At 61.0% G+C, this 16,503-nt stretch carries 15 protein-coding genes; 1 reads left to right on the top strand and 14 read right to left on the bottom strand.

Annotated features, from left to right (window positions below):
* Positions 1-194 precede the first annotated feature (194 nt).
* Positions 195-539 (top strand): pilin assembly protein, encoded by a 345-nt coding sequence (locus ACEN8Z_RS08270; protein ID WP_495597325.1) that lies wholly within the window; start codon positions 195-197, stop codon positions 537-539.
* Between the two features lie 134 nt (positions 540-673).
* Here ACEN8Z_RS08270 and ACEN8Z_RS08265 read toward each other — a convergent pair whose 3' ends face one another.
* From ACEN8Z_RS08265 to ACEN8Z_RS08200, 14 genes are all read right to left on the bottom strand, one after another.
* Complete coding sequence (locus ACEN8Z_RS08265) at positions 674-1,003, bottom strand: PA3694 family proteiin (RefSeq protein WP_495597324.1); 330 nt, start codon at positions 1,001-1,003, stop codon at positions 674-676.
* Positions 1,000-1,914 carry an alpha/beta hydrolase gene (locus ACEN8Z_RS08260; RefSeq protein ID WP_495597323.1) on the bottom strand — a complete coding sequence of 305 codons (915 nt, stop codon included), beginning with the start codon at positions 1,912-1,914 and terminating at the stop codon, positions 1,000-1,002. The genes ACEN8Z_RS08265 and ACEN8Z_RS08260 overlap by 4 nt, the downstream gene beginning before the upstream one ends.
* A gap of 147 nt (positions 1,915-2,061) precedes the next feature.
* Positions 2,062-3,339, bottom strand: a complete 1,278-nt coding sequence (locus ACEN8Z_RS08255; RefSeq protein ID WP_310056820.1) for a flavohemoglobin expression-modulating QEGLA motif protein — start codon at positions 3,337-3,339, stop codon at positions 2,062-2,064.
* Positions 3,340-3,371: 32 nt separating this feature from the next.
* Positions 3,372-3,926, bottom strand: a complete 555-nt coding sequence (locus tag ACEN8Z_RS08250) for a hypothetical protein (protein WP_495597322.1) — start codon at positions 3,924-3,926, stop codon at positions 3,372-3,374.
* A gap of 188 nt (positions 3,927-4,114) precedes the next feature.
* Positions 4,115-4,819 (bottom strand): TetR/AcrR family transcriptional regulator, encoded by a 705-nt coding sequence (locus tag ACEN8Z_RS08245; protein WP_495597321.1) that lies wholly within the window; start codon positions 4,817-4,819, stop codon positions 4,115-4,117.
* 111 nt (positions 4,820-4,930) lie between these two features.
* Positions 4,931-6,433, bottom strand: coding sequence for a lysine--tRNA ligase (lysS, locus tag ACEN8Z_RS08240; RefSeq protein WP_495597320.1), 1,503 nt, complete (start codon positions 6,431-6,433; stop codon positions 4,931-4,933).
* Positions 6,434-6,548: 115 nt separating this feature from the next.
* A protein-coding gene (prfB, locus tag ACEN8Z_RS08235; protein WP_104450710.1) for a peptide chain release factor 2 occupies positions 6,549-7,644 on the bottom strand; the annotation gives its coding sequence in 2 pieces (ribosomal slippage) (positions 6,549-7,571 and positions 7,573-7,644; 1,095 coding nt in all).
* Positions 7,645-7,889: 245 nt separating this feature from the next.
* Positions 7,890-8,891 (bottom strand): diguanylate cyclase, encoded by a 1,002-nt coding sequence (locus ACEN8Z_RS08230; RefSeq protein ID WP_495597319.1) that lies wholly within the window; start codon positions 8,889-8,891, stop codon positions 7,890-7,892.
* Positions 8,892-8,939: 48 nt separating this feature from the next.
* Positions 8,940-9,950 carry a chemotaxis response regulator protein-glutamate methylesterase gene (locus tag ACEN8Z_RS08225; protein WP_495597318.1) on the bottom strand — a complete coding sequence of 337 codons (1,011 nt, stop codon included), beginning with the start codon at positions 9,948-9,950 and terminating at the stop codon, positions 8,940-8,942.
* Entirely contained in the window at positions 9,947-12,232 is a 2,286-nt protein-coding gene (locus ACEN8Z_RS08220; RefSeq protein WP_495597317.1) for a hybrid sensor histidine kinase/response regulator, read from the bottom strand. Before ACEN8Z_RS08220 ends, ACEN8Z_RS08225 begins: the two co-directional genes overlap by 4 nt.
* Positions 12,229-12,909 carry a chemotaxis protein CheW gene (locus ACEN8Z_RS08215; protein WP_495597316.1) on the bottom strand — a complete coding sequence of 227 codons (681 nt, stop codon included), beginning with the start codon at positions 12,907-12,909 and terminating at the stop codon, positions 12,229-12,231. Before ACEN8Z_RS08215 ends, ACEN8Z_RS08220 begins: the two co-directional genes overlap by 4 nt.
* Positions 12,906-14,177: a CheR family methyltransferase gene (locus ACEN8Z_RS08210; RefSeq protein WP_495597315.1), complete on the bottom strand. Its 1,272-nt coding sequence runs from the start codon at positions 14,175-14,177 to the stop codon at positions 12,906-12,908. The genes ACEN8Z_RS08215 and ACEN8Z_RS08210 overlap by 4 nt, the downstream gene beginning before the upstream one ends.
* Complete coding sequence (locus ACEN8Z_RS08205) at positions 14,174-14,710, bottom strand: chemotaxis protein CheW (protein WP_007996967.1); 537 nt, start codon at positions 14,708-14,710, stop codon at positions 14,174-14,176. The genes ACEN8Z_RS08210 and ACEN8Z_RS08205 overlap by 4 nt, the downstream gene beginning before the upstream one ends.
* The gene (locus ACEN8Z_RS08200; protein ID WP_495597314.1) at positions 14,710-16,332 is read right to left on the bottom strand and encodes a methyl-accepting chemotaxis protein; all 1,623 of its coding nucleotides are present in this window, start codon (positions 16,330-16,332) and stop codon (positions 14,710-14,712) included. Before ACEN8Z_RS08200 ends, ACEN8Z_RS08205 begins: the two co-directional genes overlap by 1 nt.
* Positions 16,333-16,503 lie beyond the last annotated feature (171 nt).

Raw genomic sequence — 16,503 nt, 5'->3', positions numbered from 1 at the left:
TCTCCAGCAAGAAATCCGGGCGGCTAAGAACCTAGAGAGTGCCGCTCCAGACAGGTTCTTACAAGCAAGACGACGAAGGGACTTCAAACCCTGCCTGTTGAAGCTAGTCTGAAGATAAGCCTTACAACGGCTATCACCGGCCAATGCCGGACACTCACCCAGCCTGCCACGAGCGGGAGCGTAATGAGGTCAATATGAAAATCCGCGAGCTTGCCCACCACTGGGAAGAAAGCGCCAAGGGGCGCCTGACCGACACCGGGTACTCGATTCATCTGGACGTGGAGTCTGCCGCACGGCTGGCCGCGCTCGTCGAGATGTACCCCAAGCGGCATCCCGAAGAATTGCTCGGCGACCTGATCGGCGCCGCGCTGGAAGAGCTGGAAAGAAGCTTCCCGTACGTCAAAGGTTCGACCGTGGTCGCCACCGATGAAGAAGGCGATCCGCTGTACGAAGACATCGGGCCGACCCCGCGTTTTCTCGCGTTGTCCCGTCGGCATCTGCACGATTTGTCGATGCCTGACGACAAACAGAAACACTGAGTTTGCATTGAACCCTGTGGGAGCGGGCTTGCTCGCGAAAGCGGTGTATCAGTCAACATTATTGCTGAAAGTTAAACCGCTTTCGCGAGCAAGCCCGCTCCCACATTGGATCTGTGTTGTTAGTTAGAACCGGCTTATTGCTCCAGCTTCTGCGGTGTTTCCTGTCCCATGCAACGCACCGCTTTTTTCTTGCCGTCGACCAGTACGCCGGTCAGGCCTTTCTGCTCGGTGTCGAACAGCACCAGCACGCCATCGATGCACTGCGCCACCTGGGCGGCCGGCTCCAGGGAGACTTTGTAGTCTTCGCCCGGAATCGTCTTGAGCATGGTGAAGTCACTGAGCAGCAACGCATCCTCGGGCTTGGCGAAGTGCAGGTAGCCGTACCACCACAGGGCAGCGACGGTGCCGAGGATGCTGCAGATACCGGTGATGATCAGCGGGATGGCGTTACGTTCTTCACTCATTGCGGACTCTCTGGTGGTTCATCTTCAGAATTCGGGGGCGCCGGGTAGTTGGGGATTTCACCCAACCGGCGCAGGCCGTTGAAATGCTGCGGGTCATCAAGATAACGCAGCATGACCTTGCGCCAGACCGGATTGGCGAACGTCTGCACATGGCCGCCACGGGTCAGTTGCAGCACCCGCGGCGGCGGCGCAGCTTGATACAGTCGGATGCCGTTGGAAAGAGGCACGATCGGATCGTCGATGCTGTGGTAGAGCAGTTTCGGCACATCCTTGAGTTGCGCCATGGCGTTGATCGCGCTGTCGCCGTCCGGTACCAGCCACGACAACGGCACCTGGAACGGCCAGGTCAGCCACGAATTGCTCAGGGCAAACTGGCCCACGCTGCGATAACTGGCGGGTGCACCATCGAGCACGATGGCCTTGAGTTGCTTCTGGCGTTCCGGGTGCTGGACCAGATAATGCACGGCCATCGAACCACCGAGACTCTGGCCGAGCAGGATCAGCGGCTTGCCTTGAACCTGCGGCGCCTTGTCCAGCCAGGCGAACGCCGCATCGATGTCCTGATAGATCGCCGGCAGGCTCGGCTTGCCCTCGGACAGGCCGTAACCGCGATAGTCCACAAGCAACACCTGGTAACCATTTTTCGGCAACCAGAAGCTCCCGCCGAGGTGCATGGGCAGGTTTCCGCCGTTGCCGTGCAGGTGCAACACCGTGCCTTTGACCTCGACACCCGGCTTTGCCGGCAGCCACCAGGCATTCAGCTTGAGGCCATCGGCGGTGTTCAGGGTGACGGTGCGGTATTCGAGGCCGGCCTTTTCCGGGGTGAACAACTGGCCGGGTTCCGGGTAGAACAATAGCGAGCTGCAACCGCTCAAGGTGAGGAGAAGACAGATGATGCCGAGGATTCTCATCCGTTGAAACCTTGCAAGTATTGAGTTGGAACACATTACCTGTGGGAGCGAGCTTGCTCGCGATAGCGATCTGTCAGCTTGCACCCATGTTGAATGTTAAGCCGCCATCGCGAGCAAACTCGCTCCCACATGGGGTCCGTGTGAACCTCAGAGGATGTTGGAGTAATCCGCCTCGATCCGGTCCAGGCTCAGGTGGTTGAGGAAGTTGGAGAAGCACATCCACGCCGACAATGCGTTCATGTCGCGGAACTGTTCCGGCAGATACTTGGGCGGTACCACCAGGCCTTCGTCCACCAACTGGCGCAAGGTACGCATGTCTTCCAGGGTGGTCTTGCCGCAGAACAACAGCGGTATCTGCTCCAGCTTGCCTTTACGCACGGCCAGTTGAATGTAGTTGTAAATCATGATGAAGCCCTTGAGGTAGGACAAGTCTTTGGTAAATGGCAGACCTGTCGGCACCGAGCCGCGGAAAACGCGACTGGCGTTGCTGTAGCTCTCGGGCATTTCGAAACCTTGCTCGCGGAAGAACTCGAACACCTGCAGGAAATCCGCGCCCTCCTCCACCATGTGAATCGCGCGCGTGCGGTTGGTCAGCTTGCGCAGGCGACTCGGGTAGGAGGCGAAGGTGATGATCTCCATCAGGATCGCCAGGCCTTCCTGGGTCACCGTCGACGAGGGCGGCCCCTTGGAGAGGAAGGTGCAGATCGGCTGGTTCAGGCCGTTGAGCGTGGTGCCGACGTGCACCAGTCCTTCATGCACTTCCAGCGCCCGCACGTCGCGGTCGTTGAACATCGCATCGGCGCGAATCTTGATGTAGTCGGCGCCCGCCGCCGCATCGGCGACGATCCCGTCGGACTCGAACACCCGGATGGTTTCCTCGGCCTCGCCGAACACCTTGTTCAAGCGGTGTTGCAGCAGGTCGACGGCATCTTTGGCGGTCAAGGTCTTCGGCTCATCCTTGAGGTCGCCACGGCCGTCAATGTTGTTCAGGTATTCGGACAACATCATGCCCAGGTCGGACAGCGTCGGGTCGCCGGCATGGAACGCATCGGACGCGGCGCCGTACAACTCCTGGGAAATCAGGCCGAAATCCTCGGTGCCACGCGCTTCGAGCATGCGCACCACCATGCGGTATTCCTTGCACATGCGGCGCATGATCTGGCCGACCGGGTTGAACTGGCCGAGCTGGCGGGTGATGTCGCGCTCGATGTTCTGGAACTCCAGCTTCACTTTGCTGGAATCGAACGCCAGCGGCCGGTTGAGATAGTAGTCGCGGTCCACCGCCGGCATTTCCTTGCCCTTGGCCTTGAGGAAGCCCTTGCGAATGTTGTCGTCCCATTTGACCGCATCGAGAACGCGGATCGGCGTCTGCGCCAACACGATGCGATCGGACAAAGCACGTATCGACTGTTGGTAATCGTCCACGCGAAACTCCTGTAAAAACCTGTTGGTGCCGGTTATTTGGCTTTGGCCTGACGCTGATAGCGCACCGCTTCGACGAACACATCGGAATTGGCCGGGTCGTCGAGGTAGGCGGCGACTTGATCCATGTTGCTGTCGATCAATACGCCTTCGCCGTCGTTGGTCTGGAAGCTTTCACCACTCAGGGCTTTTTGCTTCATGGCCTGGTTGATCTGGTCGAGGTCGAGGTTGTAGACCACCAGTTCATGCTTGTCGGTCAACTCAAACCCGCCAATAGTGAAATGCCCGCCGAATTGCGCCGGCACCTTCGCCGACAGATACCAGCGGTTGCCATGGCGCGACAGGGTGAACGGATAGGCTTCACGTTCCCTGGGCCGAGCACGGTAGTAGCTGACGGCCTGATAGCGGTTGTCGCCGATGCGGGTCAGTTCGAGGTTGAGCGGCTCGCCCCAGGCATTGGTGCTGGTCCATTTGCCGAGCAATCCTTTGGGCGCGGGTTCGCTTGCAGGCAGCGGTTCCTTGAAGGTCACCAGACAGCCACTGAGCAGCAGGAACGACAAGGCGATCACAACGACACGCCAGGCTTTCATTCAATACTCCCTATGAAACACAACGCCCCTCGCGCTGACCGGTAGCAGCTGCCGAAGGCTGCGTTCGGCTGCGAAGCAGTCGTAAAACCTGAATCCCGAATCAACCTGAAGGAACACGGTGGCAGGTTTTACGACGACTTCGTCGCCGAACGCAGCCTTCGGCAGCTGCTACGGGGACGGCGCTCAACTCACTCCGACGCCAGCACCAGGTGCATGTAGCGCGTCAGGATGCCGAGCATTTCCTCTTCGGCGGCAGGCTCGTCTACGTTGAGCAGCCCCTGATATTCCATCCGGCCGATAATCGCCGTCAACACCTTGGCATCCTGATGCGGCTCGCGCGAGCCCAACACCTGGAACAGCTGGCAAGAGCCCTGCAACAGGATTTGCTGATGCGAGCGCACCAGCTCGGCCAGGCGCGGGTTGAGCAATGCCTCCTGGCGGAACGCCTGCTCGGCCATCAAATGTTCACGGCGATTGACCAGTTGCCGATGAACGTAATCGGTCATCAGCCGCGCAATATCGTCCGCCAGTTTCGAGCGCGCCTGCGGGCTGCCGTCGCCACTGTCGATCATTTCACGCAACAGGCCTTCGTTGTTCACCCACAGCTTGCCCATGTACGCCGCACTGCGTTCCACGTATTGGGCAAAGGTGTCGGTGAGCAAGTCATCGATATCCTTGAAATAGTAAGTGGTCGCCGACAACGGCACTTGCGCCTCGGCGGCCACCGCACGGTGCCGTACGGCGCGCACGCCATCGCGCACGACAATGCGCATCGCGGCGTCGAGAATGTCCTGTCGACGCTGCTCGCTGCCCTGTCGGCTGGCCTTGCGGCCCTGGTACTGAACACTTTCAGCGACCGCAGTGGCGATACCCGCTGCACCTTCTTGAGCCATTGCACGAATCACGACAGGTATTTCCTCTCAGATGAAAGTAACAAGTTGATACGTTTGTACCAGACAGGCAATAAAAAACCGCCTGAAAAGGCGGTTTTTTAATTGAAACACTTACGCTTGCGGCCGCATGTGCGGGAACAGGATCACGTCGCGGATCGACGGGGAGTTGGTCAACAGCATCACCAGGCGGTCGATGCCGATACCTTCACCCGCCGTTGGCGGCATGCCGTACTCCAGCGCACGAACGAAGTCGGCGTCGTAGTGCATGGCTTCGTCGTCGCCGGCGTCCTTGTCGGCCACCTGAGCCATGAAGCGCTCGGCCTGGTCTTGCGCGTCGTTCAACTCGGAGTAGGCGTTGGCGATTTCACGACCACCGATGAACAATTCGAAACGGTCGGTGACGTTCGGGTTCTCGTCGTTGCGACGGGCCAGCGGCGACACTTCGAACGGGTACTGGGTAATGAAGTGCGGCTGTTCGAGCTTGTGCTCGACCAGCTCTTCGAAAATCATCACCTGCAGCTTGCCCAGGCCTTCGAAGCCCAACACCTTGGCGCCTGCTTTCTTGGCGATGGCGCGGGCCTTGTCGATGTCGTTCAGGTCGTCAGCGGTCAGCTCAGGGTTGTACTTGAGGATCGAGTCGAACACCGACAGACGCACGAACGGCTCGCCGAAATGGAACACCTTGTCGCCGTACGGCACGTCGGTGCTGCCCAGAACCAGCTGCGCCAGTTCGCGGAACAGCTCTTCGGTCAGGTCCATGTTGTCTTCGTAGTCGGCGTAGGCCTGATAGAACTCCAACATGGTGAATTCAGGGTTGTGACGAGTCGAAACGCCTTCGTTACGGAAGTTGCGGTTGATCTCGAACACTTTCTCGAAGCCGCCGACAACAAGGCGCTTGAGGTACAGCTCCGGCGCGATACGCAGGAACATGCCCATGTCCAGCGCATTGTGGTGGGTTTCGAACGGCTTGGCTGCCGCGCCGCCCGGAATGGTTTGCAGCATCGGCGTTTCCACTTCCAGGAAGTCACGCTTCATCAGGAAACTGCGGATGTGAGCAATGACTTGCGAACGCACGCGGAAGGTCTGGCGCACGTCTTCGTTGACGATCAGGTCAACGTAGCGCTGGCGGTAGCGCTGTTCGGTGTCGGTCAGGCCGTGGTGCTTGTCCGGCAGCGGGCGCAGGGATTTGGTCAGCAGGCGTACGCTGGTCATTTCAACGTACAGGTCGCCTTTGCCGGAGCGGGCCAGGGTGCCTTCGGCGGCAATGATGTCGCCCATGTCCCAGGTTTTCACCGCGGCCAGGGTTTCTTCGGACAGGGTCTTGCGGTTGACGTAAACCTGGATGCGACCGGTCATGTCCTGGATCACCATGAACGAGCCACGGTTGAGCATGATACGACCGGCAACCTTGACCGGGATCGCAGCCTCTGCCAGCTCTTCCTTGGTCTTGTCCGCGTACTGTTTCTGCAGTTGTTCGCAGTAGTTTTCGCGGCGGAAGTCGTTCGGGAAGGCATTGCCCTTGGCGCGCTCGGCAGCAAGCTTTTCCTTGCGCAGGGCGATCAGGGAGTTTTCTTCCTGTTGCAGGGCTTGCGGGTCGAGTTCTAGGTCGCTCATGTCTTTAAATATTCCATCACAGGTTCGTTGCCCCCAGGCCTGCGGCCTGGGGATCGCCGGCAAGCCGGCTCCTACAAGGGATCGCGGGGAGTCAGCCGATCCGGTATTGCATTGCTTACAGCCCGGACTTCAGGCTCGCTTCCAGGTATTCGTCGATGTCGCCATCGAGCACCTTGTCACAGTCGCTGCGTTCGATGTTGGTGCGCAGATCCTTGATCCGCGAGGCATCGAGCACATACGAACGGATCTGATGACCCCAACCGATATCGGACTTGGTGTCTTCCAGCGCCTGGGACGCCGCGTTGCGCTTCTGCATTTCCTGCTCGTACAACTTGGCCCGCAGCATTTTCATGGCGGTGTCTTTGTTGGCGTGCTGGGAACGTTCGTTCTGGCAGCTGACCACGGTGTTGGTCGGTACGTGGGTGATACGTACGGCCGAGTCGGTGGTGTTTACGTGCTGACCACCGGCACCCGAGGAACGATAGGTGTCGATCCGCAAGTCTGCCGGGTTGATTTCGATTTCCACCTTGTCATCGATCTCTGGCGAGACGAACACCGCGCTGAACGAGGTGTGGCGACGGTTGCCGGAGTCGAACGGGCTCTTGCGCACCAGACGGTGCACGCCGATTTCGGTCCGCAACCAGCCAAACGCGTATTCGCCCTTGATGTGCACGGTGGCGCCCTTGATCCCGGCGACTTCACCGGCGGACAGTTCCATGATGGTCGCGTCGAAACCGCGTTTGTCGGCCCAGCGCAGGTACATGCGCAGCAGAATGTTGGCCCAGTCCTGGGCTTCGGTGCCGCCGGAACCGGCCTGGATGTCCAGATAGGCGTTGTTCGGGTCCATTTCGTGGCTGAACATGCGACGGAATTCCAGCTTGGCCAGACTTTCCTCGAGTCGGGCCAGCTCGGCGACGACATCGTCCACTGCGCCTTCGTCGTTTTCTTCGACGGCCATGTCCAGCAGATCGCGGCAATCGGCCAGACCGGTGTTCAACCCGTCGAGGGTATCGACGATTTGCGCCAGCGCAGCGCGCTCGCGGCCCAATTCCTGGGCGTATTCAGGTTTGTTCCAGACACTCGGATCTTCAAGCTCGCGATTGACTTCGGTCAGACGCTCATGCTTTTGATCGTAGTCAAAGATACCCCCGAATAGTTTCGGAGCGCTCGGACAGGTCCTTGATGGTGTTCAGGATCGGGTTGATTTCCATGACGGGCAGCACTCGTTGGCGAACTTTTGAAAGCCGGCGAGTATACCGGGAAACGGCCGAAAACGGCAGCCCGCCTGGCCGAAAAGACGGGGTTACAGACGTTCTTTACAGCGATTGAGGCCATTGTGGGAGCGAGCTTGCTCGCGATGACGGCGTGTCAGTCCATGGAACTATCGACTGACACCACGCCATCGCGAGCAAGCTCGCTCCCACAGGGCTTTGCGTCGCTCAGGAAATAGGGTAGATCACTCCACGCCCACCTGATTACGCCCGTTATTCTTCGCCAAATACAGCCCCTTGTCCGCCGCTGAAATCAGGTCACGGCAGTGGCTGCCCGCTTTCGGGGTGATGGTCGACAGGCCGATGCTGATGGTCAGGCTCGCCCCTTCGGCGGGCGAAATGTGCGGGATCTTCATGGCTTCCACGGTCATGCGCAGCTTTTCCGCCACCAGGCGCGCACCGCCCTGGGAGGTGTTGGGCAGTACCAAGGCGAACTCTTCGCCGCCGTAACGGGCCGGCAGGTCCGAAGGCCGGGCGCTCGCGTCACGAATCGCAGCGGCGACCTTGCGCAGGGCTTCATCGCCTTCCAGGTGGCCAAAGCTGTCGTTGTAGGCCTTGAAGTAGTCGACATCGATCATCAGCAAGGACAACTGGCTCTGTTCACGCAGCGAACGGCGCCACTCCAGTTCCATGTATTCATCGAAGTGCCGACGGTTCGACAGCCCGGTCAGGCCATCGGAGTTCATCAGGCGTTGCAGCACCAGGTTGGTGTCGAGCAGTTGCTGCTGGCTGACCCGCAACGCGCGGTACGCCGCATCCCGTTGCAGCAGGGTCATGTAGGACCGCGAGTGATAGCGGATGCGCGCGACCAGTTCGATGGTATCCGGCAGCTTGACCAGGTAATCGTTGGCCCCGGCCGCGAAGGCCGCGCTCTTGATCAGCGGGTCTTCCTTGGTCGACAGGACGATGATCGGAATGTCCTTGGTCGCCGGGTGATTGCGGTATTCGCGCACCAGACTCAGGCCGTCCAGCCCCGGCATCACCAGGTCTTGAAGAATCACCGTCGGCTTGATGCGGACCGCATGGGCGATGGCCTGGTGCGGGTCGGCGCAGAAGTGGAAATCGATATTATCTTCATTCGACAGGCCGCGGCGCACGGCTTCGCCGATCATTGCCTGATCGTCCACCAGCAACACCATGGCGGCGTTTTCGTCGGTCTTGAAGTCATCGAGCTGTAATTCATTCATGTGCGGTCACCTGAGTACTACCTGGACCAGGAATGCGGAAAAAGGTGCTCATTTGGCGAAAATTTCCAGCAATCGTGGCGCTATCTTGTCCAGCGGGCGAATCTCCACGGCAGCGTCGATGGCTGCGGCCGCCTTCGGCATGCCGTACACCGCACTGCTGCTTTGGTCTTGTGCGATGGTCAGGTAGCCCTGTTGGCGCATGAGTTTAAGCCCCTGGGCGCCATCACGCCCCATGCCGGTGAGTAAAACCCCTATGGCGTCACCGTTCCAGTAACTGGCCACGCTCTCGAAGAACACATCGATTGAGGGTCGGTAGATTTCGTTGACCGGTTCGGCGGTGTAGGCCAGCGTGCCGTTTTTCAGCAAGCGGATATGGTGATTGGTGCCGGCCAGCAACACCGTGCCGCTTTGCGGTGGCTCGCCTTCCTCGGCCAACCGCACGTTGAGGCCACTGGCGCTGCCAAGCCATTCAGCCATGCCGGCAGCAAACACCTGGTCAACGTGCTGCACCAGCACGATGGCCGGAGAGAAATCACGCGGCAGTCCCTTGAGCAAGATTTCCAGCGCTGCCGGCCCACCGGCGGATGAACCGATGGCGATGAGGCTCTGGCGTGAGCCCGGACTGCGCAATGGCGCCGGCGTCGGGCGCGGGCGATTGTCCTTGTCGCCGATCAGCCAACTGATGTTCAGGATCTTGCGCAACAACGGCGCGGCCGCTTCCTGGGCATTGCCGGTGCCGACGGCCGGGGTGTCGACCACGTCCAGCGCACCGTGGCCCATGGCCTCGAATACCCGGTGCACGTTCTGCTGGCGATCCACGGTGACGATGACGATGGCACACGGGGTCTCGGCCATGATCCGCCGCGTGGCCTCGACACCATCCATCACCGGCATGATCAGGTCCATCAGAATCAGGTCCGGCGTGTCCTGCGCGCACTGGCGCACCGCCTCGGCGCCATTGCCGGCGACCCAGACCACCTTGTGTGCCGGCTCGAATGCCAGGGCGCGGCGCAGGGCCTCCACCGCCATGGGCATGTCGTTGACGATTGCGATCCTCATGCCCGCGCTCCTCCAATGAGCTCGACCACCGCATCGAGCAAGGCGTCATCATGAAAACTGGCCTTGGCTAGATAATAGTCGGCCCCGGCATCCAGTCCACGGCGCCGGTCCTCTTCACGATCCTTGTAGGACACCACCATCACCGGCAGCGATTGCAGGCGATTGTCCCGACGCAGCAGCGTGACCAGTTCGATGCCGTCCATGCGCGGCATATCAATGTCGGTGATCAGCAGATCGAAATCCTCAGAACGCAACGCGTTCCAGCCGTCCATGCCGTCCACCGCAACCGCCACGTCGTATCCGCGATTGAGCAACAGCTTGCGCTGCAACTCTCGCACGGTCAGGGAATCATCCACCACCAGAATTCGTTTGCGGGCCGCCTCGACCACCTGATTGCTGTGACGGGCAATGCGCTCCAGACGCCCCGTATTGAGCAATTTGTCCACCGAACGCAGCATGTCTTCGACGTCGACGATCAGCACCACCGAACCGTCATCGAGCAAGGCCCCGGCGGAAATGTCCTGCACCTTGCCCAGACGCTCGTCCAGCGGCAACACGACCAGCGTGCGCTCGCCGATAAAGCGCTCGACCGCCACGCCGTAGATGGTATCGCGCTCGCGAATCACCACGACTTTCAGGGTTTGCCCGCTGTTCTGGCTTGCCGGACGTTGCAGCAATTGGCTGGCCGCCACCAACCCGACATGCCGGCCTTCGTACCAGAAATGCTGGCGGCCTTCGACCTGCACGATATCTGCCGGTTCCAGGTCGCACATGCGCTCGATATGAGCCAGCGGGAAGGCATAGGCTTCGTCGCCGACATCCACCACGAGACTGCGAACCACCGACAGGGTCAGCGGCACCTCAAGGTGGAAACGACTGCCCTCGCCCGCCGTCTGCTCCAATACCACCGCGCCGCGCAACTGCCGGACCATGTGCTGCACCGCATCCAGTCCGACGCCGCGACCGGACACCTCGGTGACCGTGTCGCGCAGACTGAAACCGGGCAGGAACAGGAACGTCAGCAGTTCCTCTTCGCTCAACTGCGCGGCGGTTTGCGCGGGCGACAAATTTCGCTCGACGATGCTGCTGCGGACTTTTTCCAGGTCCACACCATTGCCGTCATCGCTCAACTCAAGCACCAGCAAACCGGCCTGGTGAGAAGCTCGCAGGCGAATCAAACCTTCAGCCGGCTTGCCCGCCAGCAGGCGTTGTTCCGGCGTTTCGATGCCGTGGTCGACTGCGTTGCGCAACAGGTGAGTCAGCGGTGCTTCAAGCTTTTCCAGTACGTCGCGATCGACCTGAGTCTTCTCGCCTTCAATTTCCAGCCGCACCTGTTTGCCCAGGTCGCGCCCCAGATCCCGGACCATCCGCACCTGCCCGGTCAGCACATCGGCAAACGGCCGCATGCGACAAGCCAGCGCGGTGTCGTACAACACCTGTGCGCGCTGGCTGGCATGCCAGGCGAACTCATCGAGTTCGGCGTTCTTTTCCATGAGCAATTGCTGGGATTGCGCCAGCAGGCGCCGCGCATCCTCAAGGGCTTCCTGGGCCTCCAGGCTCAGGGCCTGGTCCTTGAGATGAACGTTGAGACTTTCCAGTGCGCGCAGGCTGTTGCTCTGCATGCGCTTGAGTCGCTGCATGGTCGCAAGGTGCGGCTTGAGCCGCAGGGTTTCCACCAGGGATTTACTCGACAGATCGAGCAGGCTGTTCAGGCGCTCGGCGGTGACACGCAGCACACGTTCGCCGTTTTCCGTGGTGCGTTTGGTCTTGCGCGGGGCCGGATCTGTCGCCGCTGGCAGTTCGACGGCAGGCACCGGCAACTCGACCCTGGGCGTGGGGGCTTCGAGTTGAAGTTCGGCCATTACCGGTGCAGCAGGCGCAACCACAGCGGCCGCCGGGTCCAGCAACCGCGCCATCAATGCCACATAGGCGTCAATGTCCGCGGTCCCCGGCGTGCTGTTCGGTGTGGCGATGCGCATCAGCAAGTCGGTGCCTTGCAGCAGTGCATCGATGTGTTCGGGGCGCAGCAACAGGCGGCCTTCCTGGGCACTGACCAGGCAGTCCTCCATCACGTGGGCGACGCTGACCCCTGCGTCGACGCCGACGATCCGCGCCGCCCCCTTGAGCGAGTGCGCCGCACGCATGCACGATTCAAGTTGATCGGCCTGGGTCGGGTCGCGCTCAAGCGCCAGCAGGCCAGTGCTCAAGACCAGGGTCTGGGCTTCGGCCTCCAGGCTGAACAGTTCCAGCAAAGAGGTGTCGCGCATTTGCTCGGGGGTCATGTGAGGCTCCGGGTCACGGCGGACAGCAACTGCTCTTCATCCAGCCAACGCAGGCTGCGACCTTTGAATTGCAATACGCCACGGGTGTATTTGGCGCTGGCCTGAGCACCCGAGCGCGACGCGGCATCGAGGATGTGCTCATCGATGGCATGAATCCCGTCGACCTCGTCCACCGGCACCACCACCGGCCCGCCATCGGCCGCGATGATCAGCATGCGTGGCATGACCCGCGCGCCGGGAGCCACGTTACTGGTGCCGTCGAGCCCGAGCAGCTCCACCAGCGACAGGCAGGCGACCAGCGTGCCGCGCACATTCGCCACGCCGAGCAAGGCCCGGGAACGCTGGTGCGGCAATGAGTGAATCGCCTGCAACGGCGAAACTTCCACCAGGCTGCGCGTGGCCAGGCCCAGCCATTCCTCACCCAGACGGAACATCAATAACGAGCGGCTCTTCACCTCGCTCTCGACCGCGACGGACACTGGCCCGCGATCTTCCTGCTGCAATGCATAGCGATCGAGCAAACGCGTCGCGGCCGCCGAATACACCGCGCAATTGCGGCAATGAATATGCTCGCCGAGCAGCGGACAGGACTTGTCGCCGTGGATACCGATGCGGTTCCAGCAGTCGTCGATGGCCTGGGCATCCCGGGTGACGCTAAAGGTGTCGGAGGCGATCATCGTTTGCGCTCACTGTCGGCGGCGCGCCCGCTGCGGGCGGCACGCTCCTGCAATCGTCTGGCTCCCGGCGCGTCGCCCTGGGCCTGCAGCAATGCGGCCAGGTGCATCAACGCTTCAGGATGTTGCGGTTCGAGGTACAACGCCTTGCGGTAAAAACCCTGAGCTTCAAGGGTATTGCCGGCCACATCGCTGAGCAGTCCCAGCCAGTAAAAGACTTGAGCCACCGGTTCATGGCTGCGCAAGTAGCTTTCACACGCCGCTCGTGCCTCGGCGCTTTTGCCTTCATCGGCCAGCGCGGCGATATTGGCCAGCAGCACGGCAGTGTCGGCACCTGAGATCGCAGGCGCAGGCTGCAGCGGCGCAACCCGGGCAAATGGACGACTGCGCGCTGGCGCAGGCGGTGGGTTGCGCAACGGCTGCGGCACTGGCAGTGGCGCTGGAACGAATGCCGGCAAAGGCTCAGGGTCGGGCGTCCCTTGCCGACTGAACGCGAAGGACTGCGCGATACCGATCGAGCGCATCCCCAAACGCCCCAGCAGACTGCCTTCGGCCGGACCGATAAACAGCACGCCGTCAACGTGAGTCAGACACTTGAGCACATCGAAGACTTGTTTCTGGGTCGGCTGGTCGAAATAGATCAGCAGGTTGCGGCAAAACACGAAATCAAACGGTGGTTCGCCGGCAAGCAAATCCGGATCCAGCAGATTGCCAACCTGCAAGCGCACCTGCTCAAGTACGCGTGGATTGAGGCGATAGCTCTCGCCTTCGGCAATGAAATGACGGTCGCGGTACACAATGTCGTCACCCCGAAAAGAATTCTTGCCGTACACCGCACGTTTGGCTTTTTCCACCGACAACGGGCTGACGTCCATGCCGTCGACCTTGAACTGGTGCGGTTGGAGCCCGGCATCGAGCAACGCCATGGCGATCGAGTACGGTTCTTCGCCGGTGGAGCACGGCAGGCTGAGAATCCGCAGTGCGCGCAGATTATTGATCTCGGCCAGACGCTTGCTCGCCAGTTTCGCCAGGGTGGCGAAGGATTCCGGATAGCGGAAGAACCAGGTTTCCGGAACGATCACCGCTTCGATCAACGCCTGCTGCTCGTCCCGCGAGCCCTGCAAGGTTCGCCAGTACTCGTCGGCCGAGGGTGCTTGCGCAGCGATGCTGCGCTGGCGCACCGCTCGCTCGATGATCGCAGGCCCCACGGAGGTCACGTCCAGACCGATACGTTCCTTGAGGAAGTCGAAAAAACGCTGATCGCTACTCATGACCGCTCCTCAAGCAGCGCCGGATCCAGTGGCGGCGAGGGGAACAACAATGCGCGAACCTGCTCGTCCAGCAGATCGCTGACCCGCACCCATTGCAGCAAGCCCTGCTCATCCTTGCGCACGGGCCCCAGGTAAGGCGTCTGCCGATTGTCCAGGCCGTAGGGCTGAAAATCCGCCGGATCGCAACGCAAGGTGTCGGTCGCCTGTTCCAGAATCAACCCGAGCAGGTGCGCCTCGGTGGTTGCATCCGGCCGGTAGTTGACCAGCACCAGCCGCGTACTGGTACGCGCCTGTGCAGGCGTACCAAAGGTCAGTGCGCTCAAGTCGATCACCGGCACCACCGCGCCCCGATAGGCGAACACCCCGGCGACCCAGGCGGGTGCATGGGGAATTGGCTTCAACGGCAGGCGCGGCAGCACTTCCGCCACCTCGATGGCTTGCAAGGCATAGCGCTCGCTGCCGATGCGGAACACCAGGAACAATGCATGCAGCGCCTGCTTCACGGCAGAGCGTTTGGCCGTGATTTCGCTCATCAGACTTTGAATCGCGAAACGCCGCTGCGCAGCCCGACGGCCACCTGGCTCAGCTCATCGATGGCGAAACTGGCCTGGCGCAAGGACTCGACGGTCTGGCTGCTGGCGTCCCCCAACTGCACCAGCGCGTGGTTGATCTGCTCGGCGCCGGTGGCCTGGGCCTGCATGCCTTCGTTGACCATCAGCACCCGCGGCGCCAGCGCCTGAACCTGATGGATGATCTGCGATAACTGCTCGCCGACCTGCTGCACCTCGGACATGCCGCGACGCACTTCTTCGGAGAACTTGTCCATGCCCATGACCCCGGCCGACACCGCCGACTGGATCTCGCGCACCATTTGCTCGATGTCGTAGGTGGCCACGGCCGTCTGGTCCGCCAGACGCCGCACTTCGGTGGCAACCACGGCAAAACCGCGCCCGTACTCCCCGGCCTTCTCGGCCTCGATGGCGGCGTTGAGCGACAACAGGTTGGTCTGGTCGGCGACCTTGACGATGGTCACCACCACCTGATTGATGTTGCCGGCCTTCTCGTTGAGGATCGCCAGTTTGGCGTTGACCAGGTCGGCCGCGCCCATCACCGAGTGCATGGTTTCCTCCATGCGCGCCAGGCCCTGCTGTCCGGAGCCGGCGGCCACGGAAGCCTGATCGGCAGCGGTGGAGACCTCAGTCATGGTGCGCACCAGATCCCGGGAAGTGGCGGCGATTTCACGGGAGGTCGCGCCGATTTCCGTGGTGGTGGCGGCGGTTTCGGTGGCAGTAGCCTGCTGTTGCTTGGAAGTGGCGGCGATTTCGGTCACCGACGTGGTGACTTGCACTGACGAACGCTGGGCCTGGGACACCAGGGAAGTGAGCTCGCTCATCATGTCGTTGAAGCCGGTCTCTACTGCGCCGAATTCGTCCTTGCGCTCCAGGTTCAGGCGGCTGCTCAGGTCGCCAGTGCGCATGATTTCGAGGATTTTCACGATGCGGTTCATCGGCGCCATGATGGCGCGCATCAACAGCAAACCGCAGAGGCCGGCAGCCAGGACGGCCACCAGCAGGGAAATGCCCATGCTGATTTTTGCCGAAAGCACGGCGTCGTCGATGGCGGCCATTTCGTGGTCGGCCACCAATTTGTTTTCGCGGAGGATGTCGTTGAGCTTCGTGCGACCTGCGGTCCAGACCGGGGTCAGTTGCTCGGTGAACAACTTGACGGCCTCGGCTTCCTGGTTGCGAATGTGCAGATCGAGCACTGCCGTCAGAATCCTGCTGAACTCCTCGTGCCGTTGTTCGAAAGCGGCAAACTCGACCTTGTCTTCATCGGTTGTGATGGTGTTGCGGTAGTTACCTATCTGCTCCAGCAGACGCGCTTCGAAAGCCTTGAATTCCGCAGCGTCTTCGCTGCTGATGCCCTGCCCTTCTTTCAAGCCGAGCATTTCCTGAGTCTGCAGGTAAGTGTCGACCCAGGCGCTGCGAATCATGGAGCTGTAATAAACCCCCGGCAACGCGTCGTCCCGGACGCTGGCTTCGCTCTCTTCGATCTTCAGCAATCGCGAATAGGAGAGGACCACCATCAGCAGCATGATGGCGATAATTACCGCAAAGCTCGCCAAGATGCGTTGGCGCAACGTCCAGTTCTTCACAGTCAATCCTCGGGCCTGATTCGAAATGCGGGGAGTATAGCTGAGGGCGGTGTTTCATTTATAAGACGGTTGCACGCCACTTCTCATCCCGCTGAAAAAAGGCGGGATGGGCTCTGGGTTGGGAATGTCCGCTAATTGAGGGGATGGGTGTTAGGGGTGATTCAGCAGAAA

Source organism: Pseudomonas sp. Pseusp10 (assembly GCF_059492225.1).
Note: the sequence above shows the minus strand (reverse complement) of the source record. Positions and strands in the feature narration are given on the sequence as shown.